The organism is Streptomyces sp. NBC_00322 (genome assembly GCF_036147535.1).
Lineage (GTDB): Bacteria > Actinomycetota > Actinomycetes > Streptomycetales > Streptomycetaceae > Streptomyces.
Window position 1 is genome coordinate 4,301,066 of the sequence record NZ_CP108019.1, and the last position, 21,721, is coordinate 4,322,786.

A 21,721-nucleotide genomic window follows, 5' to 3' on the forward strand; every position below is an offset into this window, starting at 1 on the left:
AATCGCGGCCCCGTGCTGCTCAGCGGAGATGCCAGAGCGCGTAGCCCGCGACCACCAGCACCAAGCCCGCGGCCGTCAGGGCGGCTCCCAGAAGCCGGTGGTACCACGGCTCCGCCCACATCCCACCGGACGGCGCCCCACCGAGCTGCCCCAGCCCGGCCCCTCCCAACTGATGACGCTGCCGAATGTTCTCGGCCCGCCGTACCGCTATGCCCCGCACATTGAACGCCCAGCTCGCACCGCACCACACCGCCACCAGGCCGGCCAGCACGAAGACGCCGATCATCACCAGCGGTGGCCCGTGCGTCCCGGAGGCAAGAGTGATTCCCTCATTCATGACCCATACTCCTTTTGCGCCTCAGAAACCTCTCGGCTGAGCCCTGCGTACCGTTCAGGAGCGCAAAGAAGAACGACGCGGAGGGTGATTCCAGTCTTCTCCGGGAAACTGGGCTTCTCTGCCCAGAATTTAGTTGATTTCTGCATCACCTCGAGGAATGTGACGCGATCCTCTGAGCTTTCATGGAGGATGTCCTCCGCGTCATCCACAATCAGTAGATATTGCGTGGCGCTGACCCAGTGCAGATCACAGAGACAATCGCGCAACGCTTCCCAATTCCAGCCGAAATAATCGGGCAGGCGAAGGTGCTCGTAGAATTGCGTGAAAACGCCATCAATGTTGGCCATTTCGCGCCCCTGCATCCGAGCAGAGAAAATCGCACCGCTCGGCGGCAAGGCTTCCGATGCTGGCACAAGTGAATCATCCGGGATCACGCGCACCCACGGCGGCGAGTCGGACCACCAGGAGATACTACTCATCGCCCAACCTCCATGACGATATAAGTCTGATAGTGGGTTGGAGTGTAGTAGGCGGATCCGTCAGACCCAGTGATGACCCGCTCGCCACCCCACTTCGGGTTTAGCGGCGACTGCACTGTCCCCCACTCGGTATAGCGAATCGCCTTTCCTGTACTATCGAACTCAGGGAGTTTGAATGCGCCGCCCTTTCCGCTGTTCTCGAATGGTTTGGGTACGGACGGGCCCATGAGCTGCGGTCCTGCTCCCTGCGCTTCGACGCCGAATTCTCGAATGTCCTGCAGGACCGCCTTGGACTCCACAGGAACCTCGGTAGGGATCCATCCCTTCAACTTGGACGTGTCTCCGAGGGTGTCTCCCGCCTTGCACGGCGCGAGGCCCAGGGGGTCGGCCCAGGTGTGAGGGTTGCCGACGTAGGCCGTCGGATTTGGCGCGGGGGACAGTCCGAGAGGATCCGGCGACACATACTTGGCGATTTCCGGGGCGTAATAACGGAAGTAGCTGTAATTCAAGCCGGTTTCGGGGTCGGCATACTGGCCCGGGAAACGGAGAGGACAGTTCACGGACGTGCTGTCTGCTGGGGCAGGGAGGTTCGTGCCCCAGAGGGTGGTGCGCCGCTGCCAGTCCAGGTCGCCATCCGGCGTGACGAGTTCGGCAGGGGTGCCCAAGGCATCCGTGACAACGGCGTGGAAGTGGGTGCCGTAGTTCGCCGAGGTGTCCTCGGCCAGCTTGGAGAGTAGGGACTCACCCGGCTCGCGGACCAGTGGCTTGTGGTCGGTCTGAGTGAGCGGGCGATGGGTTCCCGGGGCGTAATCCCAGGTGGTGACCCTGCCGTCGGGTCCCCGCTGCTCGGCCAGGCGGGTCTCGTCCCAAGTGAAGTCCGTGCGCTCGGCAACCGAGCCATCTTCCGTCAAGCGTTCCTTGGCTATTCGGCGGCCGAACGGGTCGTACCTGTACAGCCAACGGTCGCCGTCCGGCGTGACCGCCTCGGTCAGGCGGTCCTCCGCGTTCCACGCGTACGTCCACGTCCGCTGCTGCCCGTTGAGGAGCTTGCGGGTCTTGCGGACCAGGCGGCCCTGCGCGTCGTGTTCGTAGGAGGTGCGGCCCGCGTGACGGATGAGGTTGCCCTCGAATTCGCGGTCGCCAGGGGTCTCGTGCGCGGGGGCTGTGGCGTGGGTGATGTTGCCGGCAACGTCGTAGGCGTACGTCTCGGTCCAGCCATGGGCCCGTACGCCCGTGACCCGCCCCATCCTGTCGAGGTCGAATCCTCTTGTGCCCGAAGTCAGTTCACGGATCTCGGTGAGGTAGCCGTCCTCACGAAAGGCGTAGGCGCGGTGCTGAAGGACACGATCGCCCCCCACTGCGCGAGCCGTAAGGGACTGAGTGGTGAGGCGGTCGGTCGCGTCCCAGGTCTGACTGAGGGCGACCTCATCCCCGAGTCTACGCTGGACCTCGCGCCCGGCAGCATCGTAAGTGAAGGACATCAAACCCGCATCTGAACGGAGCTCAACCGCCCGACTTGCCTGGTCATATGTCCACTTCGTGCTCAGACCTGACGGCGTGACCCGCCCGGTCCGCCGTCCAAGAACGTCGTAGGTGTACGTGGTCGTACGGCCGTTGACGGTCTCGGCGAGCGTACGGCCGACCGCGTCGCGTTCAATGACAGCCTCGGCTTCGCCGTTGGCCGCAGAGTTGATATGGCCGGCCGGGCCGTATCCATAAGTGGTGACATCACCGGCGTCGGTCCGCTGCTCGGTTATGCGCCCGAGCACATCCCGCGTGAAACGCACCGCCTCCCCCGCGCCGTTCGTACGGGACACCAGTTCGCCCGCCGCGTCATGCGTGTACGCCAGCGTCCGACCGTTGAAGTCGGTCTCCGCGACCAGTCGGCCCACCTCGTCGTACACATATGACCAGGTCAACCCCTGCGGGTTGGTGACTCCGGTCAGGCGCAGCTCGGTGTCGTACGCGAAGGCGTACGTCGTGCCGTCCGGGTCCGTCCGGGTAGCGGGGACGTCGAAGTACCCTGCAGTGTGGCGGGTGACATTGCCCGCGGCATCGGTGTGGCTGAGGAGGTTGCCCTCGGCGTCCCACATCCAGGACTCCCGCGAGCCGTCAGCGTGTTCGCGCCATTCCGGCTTGCTTTCGGTAGTCCAGCACATCCGGGTTACATGCCCCAACGGGTCGGTCAGCTCCACGACCCGGCCGAAGCTGTCGCGGCTGACCTCTGTGCGGTGCCCGAGTTCGTCTGTCGTGACGATGGGCAGTCCGGCCGCGTTCCGCGTGACGGTGCGAGTGTTCCCGAGAGCGTCCGTGATGGCGATCAGGTGACCCAACCCGTCGTAGACGTAGTGGGTTTGGGCGCCCACTGGGTCGGTCGCGGTCAGCAGATTGCCGAGTTCGTCGTAGGTGTGCCGCCAGATGACGCCGTCCGGCTCGACGACTTCGATCGGTTGGCCAAGAATGTTGTACGTGGCCCGGGCGACGGAGCCGTCAGGCAGGGCGACCTCGGTCAGGTTGCCGGCTTCGTCGTACGTGTAGCGCGTGGTGCGGCCCAGTGGGTCCGTGACCGAGAGGGGCTTGTCGCCACGCTCGTGCCACTGGGTGCGGGTGGTGTGGCCGAGGGGATCGGTCTCCTCGACGACCTGTCCCTGGGAGTTGTATCGATGCGTGGACTGCCGACCGAGTGAATCGGTGTACGTGGTGGCGTGCGACTCATCGTCGTAGGTGAGAGCCCCGGAGAGGAAGCCGTCGCTGCCTTCGGTGCGCTCGACGCGGCCACGCGCGTCGTAGAAGTACGCGAACGAGGTGCCGTTGCGGTCCGTCCAGGAGGTGACACGGCCCTCCGCGTCATAGGTGAAACGCAGCGGCGCACCGCTGGAGTTGATGACCTCGGTGAGGTTGCCCGACTCGTCGTATCCATACCGCATGACGACCGTCCCGCCGCCCTCGCCCTGCGACGGCTCGTACAACGACGGGGCCTCGTCGAGCAGGCGCAAGGCGATGATGCGGGGCCCCAGGGTGTCGACGGCCACGTAGTAGCCGCCGGAGTGACGGAGCGCAGTGGGGACGCCTTCGGGCGTGCGCTCAACGTCGATGCGGGCGCCGTTGCGGTCGTGCCAGCTGTCCAGGGGGAGGTGGAACACGCCGAAGGTGCCGGAGGGGACCGGGGTGCTGAAGTTTCGTACGACCCCGGACACCGGATCGGTGACGGTCATGACGCCGTCGGGTTTGCCGTCCCATTCGAGCGGCCAGCGGGCACCCTTCACCGGCAGGACCGGCTCACCGGGCTGCGGTACCGGATAGACCAGGCGCATCCCGTCGGAGGCCGCGAACACCACGCCTTCCCCGTCGATCTGAAGGCGCTCGTCGAGGGTGGAGACCCAGGTGGGTCCGAAGCACATTCCGGCGCGGTACGAGGACAGATGGGTGCGTTCGAAGACGAGCGGAAGGCCGGCCGGGAGCGTGAGGTCGGTCTGCGTCATCAGCATGGCGCCCGTCGCCACGTCGATCGGCTCTCCAACGCATGGAGTTCCCTTGGCCTGCCGGGCAGCTGGTCCGAGTTCGACCAGGTCGGGACGGAGGGAAGGCGGGCGCAGCATGAGCGGCACCTCGTTGAACTTCCCGAACAGGCTCCGCTCGACCCCGGCCTTCACCACGCCGCTGCCCGCGCCGAAGGCCCCGCCATAGATCATGCCGTCCTGTGCGGCGGCATTGATCTCGTCCAGACTGAAGCCGTTCTGCATGCCCGTGGCGATCTTCAGCGGCTGGGCGACGGCCAGGTCGACGGTCACCGACTCGACGCCACCGAAGGCTGCGGCGATCAGGGCGCCCGCGGCGATCTCGGCGACGGTGGTGGTGACGGCGATGCCCAGCGTGCCCGCGAGTTCAAGGATGGCCTCGGCGGCGATAGCCGCGGCGCCCGCGGAAATGCCCGCCGTGAACCAGGCGAGTCCGATGCCCGCCACGATGATGGCGGCGTCGACGGCGAGATGCGTCCGGAGCTTGTTGATGGCGTCGTCGACGGCTTCGGCGAACTTGTCCAGCGCCTCCGCCATCTTGCGGGCCGCCTTCGCGAGATCGCTCAGCCAGCCCGCGTCCTTGCCCTTGGCGTAACGTCCCCAGAAGATCTCGAACGCATCGATCGCCTCACCCTTGTTGTTGTGGATGAGCGATGAAGCCGCGTTGTTCACAGGGGTACGTACGTCGTCCACGGCATCGGCGAACGTCCGCCAGGCAGTGGCAGCGCTGCGCAGTGTGCCCGAGTTGGCGTCCGGCCACCACATGCCCAGCTTGAGCAGGATCTCCTTGGCCTCGTCCTCAACACTCACTTGACGCCCTGGCCGTGGTCACCATCGATCTTCGCCTTCACCTTGGTGAATATCCCGGCGATCAACTCGTCGTTGTCGACATGCCCGTCCGCCATGTCCACCATCGCCTCGTGGATGCTGATCAGGCCGAGGACAAGGGTGCCGGCAGCCCGCTCGATGGCTTTCTGCTGCGGGTGGTAGGCGTCGTAGAAGCTCTTGCCCTGCTCGTCGTCTCCCCAGGGGGCGCCGAGCCCGTCCAAGGTGGTGACCAAAGCCGTCAGCGCCGTGCTCAGATTCTTGCCCTGCGTATGAAAGATCGGCGCCGTCAACTTGATGTCGGCCGTATTGATTTCCAGGACTTTGCCGTCGCCCTTACCGTCGCCCACGCGACGCCTCCCCCGTTATCGACTGCGAATCCCCACCCTAGAAGATCACGGTCATGGCCCGGTCAAGCCACACCCATCCCCCGGCAATGGGTGATGCACGCGACACGCGGCCCCGGTCGTACGACGCCCGTGAAACCCGTCAGTTGTGGGGTGGCGCGGGCAGCCAGCGGTCCAGGTGGTGGCGGAGGCCGGACAGGTCGGTCCCGCCCGCGCGGTAGGCGAGGTATCCGTCGGGGCGGACCAGGCCGTGCGCGGTACCCGGCCAGGGGCCCCGGTCGCCGAGGTGGTGGACGGTGACCAGGCCGCTTCGGCCGACGGCCGCCAGGTCCTCCGGATCCCACGCGTCACGCGGACCGCACAGCAGCACGTGGTAGCCGGGACCCGATGTCAGGGCCTGCAGACCGGCGGGAGCGTCGGGCAGCCGGTCGCCCGCCCGGGGGCCGCCGCGCGGACGGCGGTTCCCCTCTTCGGTGAGGGGGCTGTGCCGATAGTGGATGGCGAGCTCGGAGAGCGTACGGAATGCTCTGCCCCGCAGGGTGGTGAAGCGAAGCGCCAACGGCATCAGGCGCGGGGCGAGTTGGGTCCTCGCACGCCGGATGAACGGGTTACGGCTCGTGGCGATCGTGAAGGCGCGGTCCGTGAAGCGCAGCACGTTCCGGCCGACCGGCGCGCGTTCGCTCTCGTACGTGTCGAGAAGCGCGTCGGGGGCGTCGCCCCGGCAGGTGAGGGCGAGTTTCCAGCCGAGGTTGAGCGCGTCCTGAATGCCGGTGTTCATGCCCTGGGCACCGGCCGGGCTGTGGATATGGGCCGCGTCGCCCGCGAGAAAGACACCTCCGGCGCGGTAGTGGGCGGCGCCGCGGTTCTGCAGCCGGAACTCGGTCATCCAGACGGCGTCCCGCAGGCGCAGCCTCTCGCCCGCCTCGGCCGCGGAACCCGCCCCGGCCGCGGAGGCCGCGTACCGGTCGGTGATCGCCTGTAGCTGCCCCAGGCTCAGCTCCTCGTCCGGCGCGTCCGGCGGGCGCATGGCGAGCATTCGCCAGGTGGCCGGTGATTCCAGTGGGAAGAAGAACAGCATCCCGGCCCCGGAGAGGTACGTATGGGCGGCGCCGCGTTCGAGGCCGTCGACCTCCAGGTCCGCGAGCAGGAACGTCTGTGGGTAGGCGGAGCCCACAAAACCGATGCCCGCGAGGCCGCGTACGGTGCTGTGCGCGCCGTCGCAGCCGACGACGAAGCGGGCCCGGACCGTTTCGCACTCCTCGTCACCGTGACTCAACCGGCAGGTGACATACGTGTCTTGTGGCGACAGGTCCCGCAGCACTGTGCCGCGCTCGACGGCCACACCACGCTCGGCGAGATGCGCGCCGAGCACGGCCTCGGTCTCGGCCTGGGACAGGAACAGCAGATACGGATACGGGGTGTCCGTACAGCCGATGTCGAACAGCGGAAGCCGCAGCACCCGGCCCGGCACATGCATCCGCAGCTGCACCGCCCGATTGCCGCGCGCGACCAGTTCGTCCGTCACACCGAACCCGGACAGCGCCTCCAGAGTCCGCGGCTGGATGGCCAGAGCGCGTGACTCGCGGGCCCGGTCGAGACTGCGGTCGATGATGCGAAACCGGGTGCCGTACGCCCGTAGCTGAGCGGCCAGGGCCAGTCCCGTCGGGCCGGCACCCACCACCAGTACATCCAGCGGTTCCGCCATGGAGCCACCGTAATCCGGTGTCAGGCGCAGCCGCAGCCCGGCCCGCAGGCGCAGACATCGGGATCGGCCTCCGCTGACGGGGAGGCCGGGGGTACCGGGCCGCGCAGCAGCCCTTGCCCTGCCATGCCTCGCTGCCTTCCTTGATCAGAGCTCTCCTGGAACTCGGTCGCCGATGTGTCGGGCTGTCTGGTCCACCTTTCGTACACGGACTCCAGCGCGGCGCCCGGCACCACGCGCTTCTACCTGGTGACCGCGGTCCACTCCGACAGTGTGGAGTCGGCCCCCGACGCGGACTGGGTGATTCTGCCGCCCGCGAAGTGAAGCCGGGTGCACGTGGCATCTGTGGTGCTGAAGGTCTTGTCGCAGCTCTTCCTGCCTGGTTGTGTACCGCGGAGTTGTGTACCGCGGGCGATCCCGTACGGGTTCGGTGACGATGGGAATGGCGTGGCACCAGTGGCTGGGCAGGACATGCGAGGCACTCTGCCCGAGGGACTCGGTGACGCGATACGCGGCACCGCCGAGGAGATCGCCGCGCTGCTGCGCGGGGTTGCCGACACGGGTGTTCCGGTGCCCGGGTCGCAGTGGAGCCTCGGGGCGGCGGCGGCTCATCTGGCGCAGGCCAATGAGCTGATGGCCGACATCGCGGCGGGGCGGGAGCGCAGCCACGGGGACGGCACCCCGCAGAGCCTGGCCGCGGCCAATGAGCGCGCGCTCGCCGAGTTCGGCGAGCGCGCGGCCGATCCGCTGGCCGGGATGATCGTGGAGCAGGCCGCCGCATTCCTCAAGGCGGTCGACGAGCGGGCGGGCGAGGGGGCCGTGGAGGTGGCGTTGTTCACTCCACTGGGCCCGATGAGCCCGGCCGAGCTGGGTTCGTACCTGCTGACGCACATGCTCGGCCACGGCTACGATCTCGCCCGCGCGCTGGGCCGCCGCCCGCAGATGATCGACCGCGTCCGGGTCGAGCTGGCCCTGCCCTTCCTGATCAGGGCCATGCCGCGCGTGGTCGACGCCGCCAACAGCGCGGGGCTGAACGCCCGCTACACCATCCGCCTGTGGGGCGGCGCCCGCTTCGGCGTGACGTTCACCGACGGCGATGTGGCCGTGAGCCCGCAGCCGCCGGGCCGCCCGGACTGCACGATTCTCACGGAGCCGGTCACCTTCCTGCTGATGGCGCTCGGCCGCTGCGAGCCGTGGGGCGCCATGGCCCGGGGCCGCGTCGTCGCCTGGGGCCGCAAGCCCTGGCTCGCTCCCCGCTTCCCGACCCTCTTCACGGCGCCCTGAACTCACGAGTGCCGCGGGCTTCGCGACGGTCCGGCCGGACGAATGGGGCGATATGTCCCAGTCTCGTGATGTCTCTGTCCCGTGCGGGCAGGGATCGGAGCATGCCCATGCTCGTCGGAACCTCGGGGTGGCAGTACAAGGACTGGCGCGGTGTTCTCTATCCGCCCAAGCAACCGCAGCGGCTGTGGCTGGAGGAGTACGCCCGGCAGTTCGCCACCGTGGAGAACAACAACGCCTTCTACCGGCTCCCCACCAAGGAGATCTTCGCCTCCTGGCGGGAGCGGACGCCGGAGGGGTTCGTCATGGCGGTCAAGGCCAGCCGCTATCTGACCCATCTGAAGCGGCTGCACGACCCCCAGGAGCCGGTGCGCCGGCTGATGGACCGCGCCGAGGGCCTCGGCGACCGGCTCGGACCGGTTCTGCTGCAACTGCCGCCCAACTTCCGGGAGGACATCGCGGCTCTGGACGCCTGCCTCAGCTGCTTTCCCCGCACGGTCCGGGTGGCCGTCGAATTCCGCCACACCTCGTGGTGGGAGGCGGAGCGTGAGCTCCGGGCGGTACTGGAACGGCACGGCAGCGCCCTGTGCTGGGCGGACCGGGGGTCCCGCCCGGTGACGCCCCTGTGGCGCACCGCGTCATGGGGGTACGTGCGATTCCACGGCGGCATCGCCGAGCCGCCGCCGCGCTACGGCCGCCAGGCCCTGACGTCGTGGGCCGGGCGGATCGCCGACGCGTGGCCGGACGAGGACGAGGTGTACGTGTACTTCAACAACGACGTCGGCGGCGCGGCCGTGGTGGACGCGGCGAAGTTCGCACGGGCGGCGGCGGCGCTGGGCCGGACGGTGAGCCGGACGCCTCCGGTCCCGCCCGGGCCATGACCGGCTCCGGCTGAGGGCCAATCCGCCTCGGGGCACGCTCGTACGGCCCGGTGTTCAGCCTCCACGATGCGTGAGCGCCAGCCCAACGGGCCTGGCCCGCAGGTCAGTTGCCGATGCGGCAGGAGCGCCAGCTCCGGCGGCTGCGGCTGATCAGCCCGGCTTGTTCCAACCGGCGGAGCTGGTAGGCCACCGACGACGTGCTGGACAGGCCGACGCTCTCACCGATCTCGCGGATCGTCGGGGCCTCGCCATGGTCAGCTATCCACTCCGTGATGCACCGCAGAATGCTCTCCTGCCGCGCGCTCAGGCGATCGACCACAGGTCTCCCCTTCCTCCTCCTGAGCGCGCACGTGGCGGCGCAGCTCCACCCGGGCCGCCGGCGACCGGCCCTGCTCGGTGGCCCAGAACGGATGCCGGACAAGTCGGAGGGACAGGTCCAGCAGGCGGCGGCGCAGCACCGTGGTGTGGAGCTGATGCTCGGCGAGCAGTGCGTATGTCCGGTTCCAGTCGCGCTGGGCCTGCACGAGGTCGGGCGGGAAAGCAGCGTGGGGCATGACCGGAATTCAATCATGTGTTCGATTTCCTGCGCACGTCTACACGCCGAGCGCACGCCTTCGCCCGCCGCCGGCAGAGGGCCTGCTCACCGACCTCCGGGCGAAGAGCCCCTGTTCAGTCGAGGATCGCGGTGGCTTCGACCTCCCATGCTGCCTGCTTTCTTGCCTGAGAGCCCGTGGGCTCGCTTCCGCAGAACCCGAGACGCAAGCGCTCTCCGGTGGTTACTCGGAAACCGTAGGAGAGTGTGTGCCCGGCAGGGAAGAACGCACTTTTCGGTGACTGGGGAACCTGACGGTGACCGAGTGGTTCACGGGAGTGCTGAGCGCCGACGAGTCTCATGCCGCCGAGGCGTCGGGCGTCGGGTCCCCTTCCCGGGCCGAGCAGCACGGTCTCCGCGGTCTCCGTGCCTGTTACTCGCAGTGGCAGGCTAGAAGATGCGGGCCGGAACATACTCGACCGCATGAACGACACACGGCACGGCAAATCCCTCCTCGGGGAGTTCCTGTCAACGCGTCGGGCTCAGCTGAAGCCGGCGGACGTGGGGCTCCCGGAGTACGGCGAGCGGCGGCGGGTCCCGGGTCTGCGGCGCGAGGAGCTGGCGCAGCTGGCGGGAGTCAGCGTGGCCTACTACACCCGGCTGGAACAGGGGTTGTCGCTGAACGCGTCGCCTCAGGTCCTCGATGCGCTGGCCACAGCGTTGGGGCTGGACGAAGCGGAGCGGCGCCACCTGCACGACCTGGCGGGCGACGGGCGGCAGCAGACACGCCGGCGCCGACTGCCCGCCGAGCGGGTCACCCCGGCGGTACGGCAGTTGATGGACACCTTCGGTGATGCACCGGTGGTCGCCCTCGGCAGGCGTTCGGACGTGCTGGCCTGGAACCGCGCCGGGCACGCCCTGTTCGCAGGGCACCTGGACGCGGACAGCCCGGACCGGGTGGCCGAGCGGCCCAACACGGCCCGGCTGGTGTTCCTGGACGCCCATACGCGGGACCTATACGTCGACTGGCCGAGGAAGGCCAGGGACGTGGTGGGCAAGCTGCGGCAGGCGGTGGGCGAATACCCGGACGACCCGCGCCTGGCATCCCTGATCGGTGAACTGACCATGCAGAGCGCGCAGTTCGCCACCCTGTGGGCCGAGCACCGGGTACGGGCCTGGGATCTTGCCGAGTACCGGATGCGCCATCCGCTGGTCGGGGAGATGGACGTTCTGCAGCACTCGCTGCCGGTGCCGCGGGGACAGGGGGTCCGGCTGGTCGTGACGACGGCCGAGCCCGGATCGGCCTCCGAAGCGGCGCTGCGGTTGCTCAACCAGACCCTCCACCGCGCCGGGGAGGTGGCAAGGGCCGACAGTCCCAACACCCGTACGTCCTCGCACGCCTGATCCGATCGCCTACCTGATCCAACCGCCCGGCTGACGAACCGAAACCCAATCGCAGCCGGCCGGACGATGCGTCACGCCCGGACGAGCGCCCCGGCGGTTGCCCACTGCCGGTAACCGGGCCACGAGTGACCTGAGCGGCGCGTGTCACGGCCACCTCGCCGTCGCCGACGCCGACGACGCTGCCGCTCCCGCTCGTCCCACCTCCGCAGCAGGGGCACGACGTGCCCTTCGACAGACATGTCCACCGGGGCGGTGCCCGCACGCGGCGAGCCACCGGAACACCCCGTCCTGCCCCCTTTTGACCATGAATGGAGTTCTCCCATGTCCAACACGCCCGTGACGGCTTTCACCGGCATCGCCGACACCGTTGCCCACCTCGTCGAGGCCGTCGCCGATGACCAGTGGACCGCACCCACGCCGTGCTCCGACTGGAACGTGGCGCAGCTGGTCGACCATCTGGTGGCGGGACAGCGGGTGTTCACCGACGCGATGGCCGAGCAGCCCACCTCGCAGGGCCCTGAGCAGCCGGCCGGCACCGAGTCCACGCCGGACTCGCTGAAGGCGGCCGTCCGCGAGTCGGCCGGCGCTCTGGCGGCCGCCTTCGCGCGACCCGGAGCGCTGGAGCGCACCGTGCAGGCCCCGATCGGGGAGGTGCCCGGCGCCGTGGCACTGCACCTGCAGACCATGGAGCACCTGGTCCACGGCTGGGACCTGGCCCAGGCCACCGGCCAGAAGGCCCTGTTCGACGACACCGCGGTCGAGCGGGAGATCGAGTTCGCCCGCGGTCTGGTGGCGCAGCTGCCGCCCGCCCCGGACGGCCCGTTCGCCATGTCCCGCACCGCCCCGGCGGATGCCCCCGCGATCGACCACCTGGCCGCCCTGCTCGGGCGTGAGATCGCCGGCTGATCTCCCCTCGCAGTCGGTCCGCCCGTACTCCAACACCGTCCGCGGCAGCGTCAACGCCGCGCTCCATCACTCACAGCCTTACGCGAAGAACGCATCAACAGACGGAGGAAGATTTCCATGAAGCTCAAGCTCGCGCTCGCTGCCGCCGCTTTCACCGCAGTGCTGACCACCGGTACGGCCGTTATGACGGCCTCCGCCTCCACGGCTCCCGGCCACGACGGACACAGGATCGCGCAGACCGAAAACGCCGCACACAGCGTCATCAAGGCCAACGGCCCGGGGGTGTTCCCCCACTCGGTCGACTACAACCGCCAGTCGAAGAGCTTCGTCGTCGGCTCGCTGAAGCACAGCACGATCTCCACCGTCGGCCTCGACGGAACCGTGCGCACCCTCGTCGACGACCCGAGCCTGGTGTCCGTCCAGGCGGTCCGCGTCGACCGCGACATGCATCGCGTCCTGGCCGGCAACGTGGACTACGGCGTTGCCGACCGCTCGTCCAAGGACACCACCTTCCGCGTCGCCGGAGTGGGCAGCTACGACCTGACCAGCGGACGGAAGCAGTGGTACGCCGATCTGGCCAAGGTCGCCGCCGACGGCAAGCAGCACCTGATCGCCGACGTGACGGTGGCCCCCGACGGCACCGCGTACGCGGTCGACCAGCTCACCCCCACGGTGTTCCGCATCGACCGCAACGGCCAGGCTTCGGTCCTCCTGCGCAGCGATCTCCTGAAGGGAACGGTCGACGTTCCCAACTTCCTGTCCGGCATCGGGATGACCGCGGTGGCTTGGACGCCGCACAACCACCTGATCATCGCCAAGGCCGACGGCACTCTGGTCCGGGTACCGGTCAACCACCCCGAACGCGCGCGGAAGGTCGAGCTCTCCCAGCCGCTGGCCGCCCTCACCGCCGGCATCCGGGTGCTGCCCGACGGCTCCATCGCCGCGGTCAGCAGCGGCCTCCTGACCGGCAAGCCCGCCCAGATCCAGCGGGTGCGCCCCTGCGGCGACTGGAAGTACGCCACGGTGAATGTCACCGACACCGTAACCGCCCCCGTCACCAGCGGCATCGCCGCCGGGCCCCACGGGTCGACCTTCGCCCTCACCGGTGGGCTGCCCGACCTGCTCATGGGCAAGCCCAACAACGGATTCACCCTGACCCCCGTCAAGGTCAAGAACTGATCAACGGGTCACAACACAGGCCGAGCGCGGTACTTGGCCAGATGTGACTGAGCGCTTCAGTTGGCGGGTTTCGCCAACTGAAGCGCTCAGTGTGTGCGCCCGGCGATCGCAAGGGTGCGCGCAGGTCCCGTTTCCCTGGGGAAGCCGCTCCGCAGGGGGCGTCATACCTCCGCCCGGTCGAGCTCCTCGTCCAGCGACATGGCCGCGGTGATCAGTGCCAGATGCGTGAACGCCTGGGGGAAATTGCCCAGTTGCTCGCCCGTGGGCCCGATCTCCTCGGCGAACAGGCCGACATGGTTGGCGTAGGTGAGCATCTTGTCGAAGGCGTACCTGGCTGGGCCGAGCCTGCCCGCGCGGGCCAGGGCGTCCACGTACAGGAAGCTGCACAGCGAGAAGGTGCCCTCGCTGCCGCGCAGTCCGTCCGGGGACGCGGCCGGGTCGTAGCGGTAGACGAGGCTGTCGGAGACCAGTTCCGCGTCCATCGCGTCCAGCGTCGACAGCCAGCGGGGGTCCTTGGGCGATACGAATCCCACGGTGGGCATCAACAGCAGGGACGCGTCCAGGACTTCGTCCCCGTAGTGCTGGACGAACGCCCGGCGCTCTGGGCTCCAGCCGCGGTCCATCACCTGCTGGAGCACGGCATCACGAGCGGCGGTCCAGCCGGGCACGTCGGCCGGGCGGGCGAGTTCCGTGGCCACCCGAATGCCGCGGTCGAAGGCCGTCCAGCACATCAGACGGCTGTACGTGAAGTCCTTCTGCCCGCCGCGGGTCTCCCAGATGCCCTCGTCGGGCCGATCCCATGTCCCGGTCAGCCAGTCGAGCACTCCGGCAACGACCTGCCAGCCGTCATAGCCGGCGAGGAGGACGACGTTCTTGGTCTCCGCGAGCGCGTAGACGGCCTCTCCATAGATGTCGAGCTGGAGCTGGTCGGCGGCCCCGTTGCCGACCCGTACCGGAGCCGAGCCGCGATAGCCCTCCAGGTGGCCGAGCACCTCCTCCGCGAGGTGAGGGTCGCCGTCCACCCGGTACATGATCTGCAGCGGCTCACCGGTGACGGTCTTGCCCGCCTTCATACGAGCACCGAGCCAGAGGCGGAAGGCGTGGGCCTCCTCTTCGAATCCGAGGTCGACCAGGGCCCTCACGGACAGGGAGGCGTCGCGTACCCAGGTGTAGCGGTAGTCCCAGTTCCGTTCGCCGCCGAGCTGCTCCGGCAGCCCCATCGTGACCGCTGCCACGGGCGCGCCGGTCGGCGCGTACGTCAGGAGCTTGAGCGTGATCGCGGAGCGGTGAACCATCTGCTGCCAGCGGCCCCGGTAGCGGCTGCGGCGGATCCACCCGTGCCAGAAGTCCCGGGTGTCATCAAACACCTGCCGTCCGTCGTGCTCGGTCATCGGTGCCGGCTGCTCGCCACCGGCTTCGCACACGGTCAGCACCACGGCGGCCCGCTCCCCCTGCCGCAGCAGCACCGTCGACCGTGCGTCCTCGCCGTCGCGCTCCAGCGTCACCGGCCCAATGGTCTGCAAGAAGGCCTCGGCGCCCGGCCCGCTGAAGTGAGCGACTCCGGACTCCAGGGTCAGCCGGTGCTCGGCGCGGCCGTAGTCGAACCGCGGCCTGCACTCCAGGGCGAAGCGGACGCTGCCGCGCGTCACCCGCATCACGCGCACCATGCGGTGCCGGGCCGTGGGCAGTTCGGGGAGGTCGAGGGGCATGAAGTCGAGGACCTCGCCCACGCCGTCGGCCGTGAGGAAGCGGGTGACCAGGATGGCCGTGTCCGGCAGATAGAGCTGCCGGGCGGTGGTGTCGGGCGCATCGGCGGTGATCGCGAAATGCCCGCCGCGTTCAAGGTCGAGCAGCCCGGCGAACAGGCTCGGCGAGTCGAAGCGCGGCGTACAGAACCAGTCGACGACGCCCTCGGACGAGACGAGGGCCGCGGTCTGCAGATCCCCGATGAGCCCGTGGTCCGCGATGAGCGGATAGCTGCGCATGGTGATCCTTCCGCAAGGCCCCCACCACGACTACAACCCACGCTATGGCACCCCTGCCACAGGGGCACTCCGGAGCCTTGCGGCACGGAACAGGGCCCGGCCCGCTGCCCCGGCCCGCCCCACGCGTCACAATGGTGGTGAGGAGCACGCGGCTGCCCAGCGGAGAGGCGGGACCTTCAGTGCCGTACATAGCCGTGACCGCCCTGAGCCACGTCGGGCTGATTCGCGAGCACAACGAGGACAGTCTCGTCGTCGGGCCGTGGACGCTGTGCGGCACCGTGACCGAGAACCCTCAGACCCTGGTGTTCCCGCTCGGCACGCCGCTCGTCGTCGCGGTCGCCGACGGGCTCGGCGGGCAGCCCGCCGGTGAGGTGGCCAGTGCGCTGGTCGCCCGCCAACTCGCCTCGTTCGGGCCTTCCTTGGATGGTGAGGCGCCCCTCCGTGACGCGCTGGACGTGTGCAACCAGTCGGTGTACGCGGCTGCCGGCGGCCGGCCCGAACTGGCCACGATGGGGACCACGGTGGCGGGTGCCGTCGTGCTCGCGGAGTCACTGCTGACGTTCAACGTCGGGGACAGCAAGGTGTACGAGGCAGCCCGGGACGGGCTTCGCCAGGTGAGCGTGGACGACAGCCCGCCGCCGGAGCTGGGGCGGCGCACAACGTCGGCCGTCACGCAGACGCTCGGCGGACGACTCGAATTCGAGGCCGTCACGGCCCATGTGACGGCCTCGACGCTGTCGATGGGCGATCGCTACCTGATCTGCACCGACGGGCTGACCGACCCGTTGCCGGACGAGGTGATCGACGATCTGCTGCGGGTGCACGACGACGGGAGGGCGGCGTTCGAGCTGTGGAAGGCGGCGATCGAGGCGGGCGGGCCGGACAACATCACGCTGGCGCTGGTGCGGCTCAGCGAGTAGAGGGCGCGCCTGCGGCGGGCTCTGTCCCCGACCCGCCCTCCCGCTACGGCCTGGCGGCCGTGGGAGGTACCCCCATCCCGTAACTGGGGGCAAGCCCCCAGACCCCGTACGCGCTTCGCGCGTGTCCTCAAACGCCGGACGGGCTGGAAACGGGAGTCAGGGCGTCTTCACGCAGGTGCCGACCACATAGCCGGTCACGCCGTGCTTGGTGACCTTGACCCAGCGCTTGCTGGTGATTCCGCACTTCGTGTACGACCCGCCGTAGTACATCTGGCACGGCGAAGACGCGCTCTCGCCCTTGTTGAGCTGGGCAAGTGCCGTGCCGCTGACGCTCGTTCGGTCGCGTATCACGACCGTCTCGAGGGCCGTAGCCGTGCAGCTCGCCGCGGACGTGGCGGCGCCCGTCTGGGCCGAGGCGGACCCGCCGGCGATCAGCGTGGTGCCGAGCAGGGCGGCAGTCACCACAGACGCTCCGAGGATTCGGCGTGGGCGCATATCTGTTGTTCCCCTTCCCGTTGACGCGGGCATGTCGGCCCGCGTGGTCAACCGGAAGCCTAGATCGACAGGGATCGAGCCCACCGATCGGGTGGTCGGGCCGGTCCGACCCGCCCTTATCCCCATGCGCCTGATTCCTCGTCATGCCCGGGCTGACACTGCCTCCTCCACGGGTCTCCCCCTCGCCATACCTGCGGGATGATCCCTTGCGTCCACAGGCAACTCACCGCTCACTCCTGCCCTCTTCCGGCTCGGAATCCGAACCCCAGGAAGGGACGCATCGTGGGTACGAGCCATGCGAGACACGCGGCACTGGCCATCACCGTGATCGGGGCCGTACTGGCGCCCGTGTCACCGGCGTTCGCCGTCGAGGCGCCGCCACAGGTGGACCTCCGGGCGGATGTGAACCGGGACGGGCGGGTGGATGTCAGCGGCGTCACGGACACCGACGGGGAGGACAGTTGGGCCCCCGGGAGGGGCGCGGTCTTCCTGCCCAATATCGACGACGACAGCAAGCGGTGTGCCGTGAAGGGCCCCGGCGGCAAGCAGCTGCCGGACGCCAAGCTCGCCGCCTGCAACGACGCTTCCGACGCCAAGGTGAACGGCGCCGACGACCTGGCCGACCTGGCGCGGGTGCGTTCCGTGCCGATGGCGAAGCTGCCCGCCACCGCGACTGGCACGCTGCGGGTGGTCAACGGCGGCAAGAACACCCGGGTCTTCCTCAAGCGCACCACCGGCTGGGCCCTGGTCACCGCGAAGACCCGCCTGTCCGCCGCCGAGCTGCGCTCCGGGGCGGAGCTCGGGGTCGAGAGCACCGACGTCATACGTGACAGCAAGGTCTGGGACGGCCGCGCCGTGATCCGGCTGACCGTGACCTCCGGCGGGAGGAGCACGTCGGACGATGTCACCCTGCGCGTCGCCCCGCTGCTCACCCACCATCACCTGCAAAACGCACAGCAGTTGATGGTCACCAAGGTGCCGGGGAAGGACGATTACGCGCGCAGGCAGCAGGCCTTCGTCAAGGGCCTTGCCGCGGAGGCCAAGTCGGCAGGGATGTCCAAGCCGCTGGTGACCTTCGAGAAGTACGGGGACATCTGGGCACAGGACTTCGTCGAGCCCGGCTATGTGAGCATGGCCGGTCCCGGCGGGCGGCAGCAGGTCATGCGCGTGATGCTGCGCTCCGCGCAGGCGGACCGCGCGGCGGGCCGGGAGCTGTTCGAGAAGCTGCGCGGCAACGGCGTGGGCGTGGTGCAGGTGTCCGGGGTCCGTGACTCGGAGGAGTGGACCCTCAACTCGATGGGGAACCTGGAGACCATCCCTCCGTACAGCCAAGGCGGCCGGTCCTTCCCCGCCGGGCGCATCATCATGGGCGAGCGCAAGGACAACGGCTCGAAGCCCGCGCAGGCCATGCGTACGCTGCTGAAGTCCCAGGGCTTCCAGGACCCGCTGCTCCTGGACACCTCGTGGCTGCATGTGGGCCACGTGGACGAGTTCGTCCAGTTCCTCCCGGCCGACACCCCACGTGGCTGGAAGATCGCGATCGCCGACCCGGATGCCGGGCTGCGGCTGCTGCGCGAGGCGAAGGCGGCAGGCCACGGCAGGACGCGGATGTTCTCGGTGCCGGGCAGCAAGGACCTGCCCGCCCCCAAGGAGACCATCGACCAGGCGCTCGCCTCGAAGTGGCTGGTGGCCGACAACACCATGGCCGCGAAGCGGATCACCGCGAATCTGGCTGTGCTCATGCGCGAGACGGGCGCGACCGAAGCCGAGGTCGTGCGGGTGCCCGCCCTGTACACGCGGGGTACGGGCGAGGAGCGCGGCGACAGCATGCCGCGGCTGACGCGGATGGGGGCCGGCCAGGCACCGGACGCGGTCCGCGAGTACGGGCAGCAGAAGGAACTCTCGCAGCACCGCGAGGGCGCCGCCGTCGCGGCAACCGTCATGACCAGCGCCTACGTTCCGGGGGCGGTCAACGGGATCGTGCTCGGCAGGAACCGCTATCTGGCTCCGCGGCAGTGGGGACCGGTCATCGGCGGCAAGGACATCTTCACCACCGCCGTGACCGCCGCGTACACGGGCGCGGGAATGAAGGTGTCGTACCTCGACGACTGGCACACGTATCACGTCGGCATGGGTGAGGTGCACTGCGGAACGAACACGCTGCGCGATGCCTCGGCCTCCTGGTGGAAGCCGTAGCCCGTCGGAAAGCAGGGGTGCGCACGTCCGTCACCGCGGGCGTGCGCACCACCCCGCCGGTCAGGCCTGGCGCGGCGTCAGGGCAACGTCCGCCCACACCTGCTTGCCGCTGCTGAGCGGCACGGAGCCGTACGCCGCCGACACCGCCTGGACGAGCAGGATGCCCCGGCCGCCGGTCGCCTCCCAGTTCAGGTTCGACGGTTTGACGGGTGCGCGCGGAGAGGCGTCGCTCACCGCCACCCGAAGGCGCTCCCCCGCGAGTGTGAAGTCGACGCGCACCTGGCCCTGGGTGTGGACCAGGGCATTGGTGACCAGCTCGGAGACGATCAGCAGGATGGTGTCGGCCTCCTGCGTCACCTGCCAGGAGCGCAGGGTGCGGGAGGTGAAGCGGCGCGCGTGGGCGACGGCGTCGGGCAGTCTCCACACGGTCCAGCTCACCCGCAGCGGCCGCACCCCGATGCCGTCGTAGCGCAGGAGCAGCAGGGCCACGTCGTCGTCGCGCCGGTTGGAGCCGCCGAGCAGCTCATCGGCCATCCGCCCGGCATCGGAGGGGTCGGCGGCGGACAGGAGGTCGCACACGCGGCGCATGCCGTCGTCCAGGTGCAGGCTCGACGACTCGACCAGGCCGTCCGTCAGCAGGGCGAGCACCGCGCCGGGGGCCAGTGCGACCGCGGTCATCGGGAAGTCCGCCTCCGCGAGTACGCCCAGCGGGGGCCCGCCCTCGATCGTCACCTCCCGGGTGTCGCCGTCCGGCGTCCGCAGCAGAGGCGGCAGATGCCCGGCCCGTACGCACCAGGCGTTGCCCTCTTCCATGTCGATGGCGACATAGCAGCAGGTGGCGAAGAGGTCGGTCTCCATGCCGACGAGCAGGTGGTTGGCGCGGGAGACCACCACGTCGGGCGGGTGGCCCTCCACCGCGTAGGCCCTGATGGCGGTACGCATCTGGCCCATGATCGTCGCGGCGCCCGCGTTGTGTCCCTGGACGTCCCCGACGACCAGCGCCACCTGGTTCTCGGAGAGCGGGATCACGTCGTACCAGTCGCCGCCCACGGCGAGGCCCACCGTCGCGGGCAGATAGCGGGCGACGGCGACGGCTCCGGACAGCCGGGGAAGCTTGCGGGGCAGCAGGCTGCGCTGGAGCATCGTCGCGAGTTCGTGCTCGGCGTCGAGCGCACGGGCGCGCATCAGGGCCTGTCCCACCAGGCCCGCGGTCGCGGTGAGCAGGGACCGCTCCTCGGTGCCGAAGGCGTGCGGCTCGTCCCATCCGACCAGACATGCGCCGACCACCCGGCCCTCGGCGGGGAGCGGCAGCACGGCGAGGCCGCCGGGGCCGACGCCCGCGAGGTTCGGCTCCAGGCTGGATCCCGCCGTCCACAGGCTCATCCGGCCCTCGCGCAGCGCGGCCTCCAGTGTGGGCAGGGCGCGGGCGGGCGCGTCGGGCCACTCGGAGCGCCATTCCGAACGCCACAGTTCCGGCCAGGCATCGGGTTCCGGCGGGTCCAGGACCGAGACCACCAGGCGGTCGCCCTCCAGTTCGGCGAGAGCCACCCGGTCGGCTTCGAGGGGGTCGCGCAGGGCAGACACCACCGCTCGGCTGACGTCCCTGACGGTCATCGCACCGGCCAGCGCGACGGACAGCCGCTGCACCTTGGAGACCTCGTCCGCGCTGGGCCGCAGATGCGCGGCGTCGGCGACGACTCCGAGGACCCGCTCGGGCCTGCCGCCGCGCTCCGCGAGCCGCCGGGCGCGCAGGCGCAGCCAGCGCAGCTCACCCGTGGGACGCCGGATGCGGAATTCCAGTTCCCGGCCGGTGGAGGTCATATGGCCCGGCTCGACGATGGACATGAGCGCGGGCAGATCGTCGGGGACGGTGTGTTCGAGAAGCGTCTCGACACGTCCGTCGAAGTCTTCCCTGGGGATGTCGACCAGATCGAGCACCCGGTCGTCCGCGTCGATCTGCCCGGTGTTCAGGACCAGGGTGAAGGAGCCGACGGAGAAGCGGCCCAGAGCGGGTCCCAGAACCGGGCGGCGGCCCGTACGGCCGATGGCGTGACTGTTCGGTTCGCCGCCCGCTTCGAGCCATGCGGCGACCTGGTCGGCGTAGAGCTCCAGAAAGTTGCGCCGTTCGGCGTCGAAGCCGTCAGCGACCTCGTCGACGACGACCAGGCAGCCGAGCGGAGTGCCGTTGGCTCCGAGCGGCAGCGCGCCCAGCGAGACATGGGCGGGCAGGGTCTCGGGAGGGTTTTCGCCGTACGAGGCGAGTCCCGTCGCGTTGAGCCACAGGGGGCGGCCGGTACGGAAGGCGTCTACGACGGGAGCCCGGCCGGACAGGGAGTAGCTGGGCGACAGCCCGTACAGGGCACCGGAGCCTCCGGCCGATTCCGCCAGCTGGAGGGTGTCGTGCTTTTTGCCCAGCACATAGACAGCGGCCAGCGCCGCCCCGCCGAAAACCTGGATCCGCTGTGTCACAGTCCGCAGCGCCCCCGTGCTCGCGCTGTCGTCGGACGTTTCATCATCCCTCGCCTCCGACCGGGCCCTGTCGGCCGCGCCGCGCTCAGAGGCGGCCCACCCACCTCGTCACGCGTCCTGAACCGGTCGGTTCCAGCCTAGGGAAGGCGCGCGGCGTGTGCGGGGTTCCGCGAGTGTTCACCAGTTCCCGGCTTCCCGCCACCCCCCGGGGCACAACCCGCCCGGCCGGTCCCGCCGGGCCGCTCTGGCGGGGCGGCGGGACCGG

General features: G+C 69.5%; 17 protein-coding genes. 8 read left to right on the forward strand and 9 right to left on the reverse strand.

Features of this window, described 5'->3' with window-relative positions; translation table 11 throughout:
• Positions 1-19: 19 nt before the first annotated feature.
• The 5 genes from OG905_RS19495 to OG905_RS19515 form a co-directional block, all read right to left on the reverse strand.
• The gene (locus tag OG905_RS19495) at positions 20-337 is read right to left on the reverse strand and encodes a hypothetical protein (RefSeq protein ID WP_328673665.1); all 318 of its coding nucleotides are present in this window, start codon (positions 335-337) and stop codon (positions 20-22) included.
• A complete protein-coding gene (locus OG905_RS19500) occupies positions 334-816 on the reverse strand; it encodes a barstar family protein (protein ID WP_328673667.1) in 483 nt (160 codons plus the stop codon). Before OG905_RS19500 ends, OG905_RS19495 begins: the two co-directional genes overlap by 4 nt.
• Positions 813-5,144, reverse strand: a complete 4,332-nt coding sequence (locus tag OG905_RS19505) for a DUF6531 domain-containing protein (protein WP_328673670.1) — start codon at positions 5,142-5,144, stop codon at positions 813-815. Before OG905_RS19505 ends, OG905_RS19500 begins: the two co-directional genes overlap by 4 nt.
• Complete coding sequence (locus OG905_RS19510; RefSeq protein ID WP_328673672.1) at positions 5,141-5,509, reverse strand: hypothetical protein; 369 nt, start codon at positions 5,507-5,509, stop codon at positions 5,141-5,143. Before OG905_RS19510 ends, OG905_RS19505 begins: the two co-directional genes overlap by 4 nt.
• A 139-nt stretch (positions 5,510-5,648) precedes the next feature.
• Positions 5,649-7,211, reverse strand: coding sequence for an FAD-dependent monooxygenase (locus OG905_RS19515; RefSeq protein WP_328673674.1), 1,563 nt, complete (start codon positions 7,209-7,211; stop codon positions 5,649-5,651).
• 174 nt (positions 7,212-7,385) lie between these two features.
• Here OG905_RS19515 and OG905_RS19520 point away from each other — a divergent pair, with 174 nt between their 5' ends.
• The 3 genes from OG905_RS19520 (at position 7,386) to OG905_RS19530 (ending at position 9,370) form a co-directional block, all read left to right on the forward strand.
• Positions 7,386-7,532 carry a hypothetical protein gene (locus tag OG905_RS19520; RefSeq protein ID WP_328673676.1) on the forward strand — a complete coding sequence of 49 codons (147 nt, stop codon included), beginning with the start codon at positions 7,386-7,388 and terminating at the stop codon, positions 7,530-7,532.
• Between the two features lie 147 nt (positions 7,533-7,679).
• A complete protein-coding gene (locus tag OG905_RS19525) occupies positions 7,680-8,492 on the forward strand; it encodes a maleylpyruvate isomerase family mycothiol-dependent enzyme (RefSeq protein ID WP_328673677.1) in 813 nt (270 codons plus the stop codon).
• 101 nt (positions 8,493-8,593) lie between these two features.
• Positions 8,594-9,370, forward strand: a complete 777-nt coding sequence (locus OG905_RS19530) for a DUF72 domain-containing protein (protein WP_328673678.1) — start codon at positions 8,594-8,596, stop codon at positions 9,368-9,370.
• A 103-nt stretch (positions 9,371-9,473) separates the two neighbouring features.
• Here the strand turns inward: OG905_RS19530 and OG905_RS19535 are convergent, their stop codons facing one another.
• On the reverse strand, positions 9,474-9,689 hold the full coding sequence (locus OG905_RS19535; RefSeq protein ID WP_328673680.1) for a MarR family transcriptional regulator: 216 nt from the start codon (positions 9,687-9,689) through the stop codon (positions 9,474-9,476).
• A 696-nt stretch (positions 9,690-10,385) separates the two neighbouring features.
• Here OG905_RS19535 and OG905_RS19540 point away from each other — a divergent pair.
• From OG905_RS19540 to OG905_RS19550, 3 genes are all read left to right on the forward strand, one after another.
• Positions 10,386-11,306: a helix-turn-helix domain-containing protein gene (locus OG905_RS19540; RefSeq protein WP_328673682.1), complete on the forward strand. Its 921-nt coding sequence runs from the start codon at positions 10,386-10,388 to the stop codon at positions 11,304-11,306.
• Between the two features lie 321 nt (positions 11,307-11,627).
• Positions 11,628-12,212: a TIGR03086 family metal-binding protein gene (locus OG905_RS19545; RefSeq protein ID WP_328673683.1), complete on the forward strand. Its 585-nt coding sequence runs from the start codon at positions 11,628-11,630 to the stop codon at positions 12,210-12,212.
• A gap of 117 nt (positions 12,213-12,329) precedes the next feature.
• On the forward strand, positions 12,330-13,391 hold the full coding sequence (locus OG905_RS19550; protein WP_328673685.1) for a hypothetical protein: 1,062 nt from the start codon (positions 12,330-12,332) through the stop codon (positions 13,389-13,391).
• A gap of 161 nt (positions 13,392-13,552) precedes the next feature.
• On the opposite strand, the gene OG905_RS19555 is transcribed toward OG905_RS19550, so the two are convergent.
• Positions 13,553-15,376: a glycoside hydrolase family 15 protein gene (locus tag OG905_RS19555; protein ID WP_328673687.1), complete on the reverse strand. Its 1,824-nt coding sequence runs from the start codon at positions 15,374-15,376 to the stop codon at positions 13,553-13,555.
• 179 nt (positions 15,377-15,555) lie between these two features.
• Between OG905_RS19555 and OG905_RS19560 the strand changes: the two genes are divergently transcribed.
• Positions 15,556-16,296, forward strand: coding sequence for a PP2C family protein-serine/threonine phosphatase (locus OG905_RS19560; protein ID WP_328673689.1), 741 nt, complete (start codon positions 15,556-15,558; stop codon positions 16,294-16,296).
• Between the two features lie 156 nt (positions 16,297-16,452).
• Here OG905_RS19560 and OG905_RS19565 read toward each other — a convergent pair whose 3' ends face one another.
• Complete coding sequence (locus OG905_RS19565) at positions 16,453-16,758, reverse strand: hypothetical protein (RefSeq protein ID WP_328673691.1); 306 nt, start codon at positions 16,756-16,758, stop codon at positions 16,453-16,455.
• A 315-nt stretch (positions 16,759-17,073) separates the two neighbouring features.
• Here OG905_RS19565 and OG905_RS19570 point away from each other — a divergent pair, with 315 nt between their 5' ends.
• Positions 17,074-18,987: a protein-arginine deiminase domain-containing protein gene (locus OG905_RS19570; protein WP_328673693.1), complete on the forward strand. Its 1,914-nt coding sequence runs from the start codon at positions 17,074-17,076 to the stop codon at positions 18,985-18,987.
• Positions 18,988-19,047: 60 nt separating this feature from the next.
• Here OG905_RS19570 and OG905_RS19575 read toward each other — a convergent pair whose 3' ends face one another.
• Entirely contained in the window at positions 19,048-21,456 is a 2,409-nt protein-coding gene (locus OG905_RS19575) for a SpoIIE family protein phosphatase (RefSeq protein WP_328673695.1), read from the reverse strand.
• Positions 21,457-21,721 lie beyond the last annotated feature (265 nt).

Bases quoted from the DNA above. Each gene is read 5' to 3' on its own strand.
- OG905_RS19555 (WP_328673687.1), bottom strand. From the start codon at position 15,376: ATGCGCAGCTATCCGCTCATCGCGGACCACGGGCTCATCGGGGATCTG.
- OG905_RS19525 (WP_328673677.1), top strand. From the start codon at position 7,680: ATGCGAGGCACTCTGCCCGAGGGACTCGGTGACGCGATACGCGGCACC.
- OG905_RS19540 (WP_328673682.1), top strand. From the start codon at position 10,386: ATGAACGACACACGGCACGGCAAATCCCTCCTCGGGGAGTTCCTGTCA.
- OG905_RS19495 (WP_328673665.1), bottom strand. From the start codon at position 337: ATGAATGAGGGAATCACTCTTGCCTCCGGGACGCACGGGCCACCGCTG.
- OG905_RS19515 (WP_328673674.1), bottom strand. From the start codon at position 7,211: ATGGCGGAACCGCTGGATGTACTGGTGGTGGGTGCCGGCCCGACGGGA.
- OG905_RS19550 (WP_328673685.1), top strand. From the start codon at position 12,330: ATGAAGCTCAAGCTCGCGCTCGCTGCCGCCGCTTTCACCGCAGTGCTG.
- OG905_RS19545 (WP_328673683.1), top strand. From the start codon at position 11,628: ATGTCCAACACGCCCGTGACGGCTTTCACCGGCATCGCCGACACCGTT.
- OG905_RS19500 (WP_328673667.1), bottom strand. From the start codon at position 816: ATGAGTAGTATCTCCTGGTGGTCCGACTCGCCGCCGTGGGTGCGCGTG.
- OG905_RS19530 (WP_328673678.1), top strand. From the start codon at position 8,594: ATGCCCATGCTCGTCGGAACCTCGGGGTGGCAGTACAAGGACTGGCGC.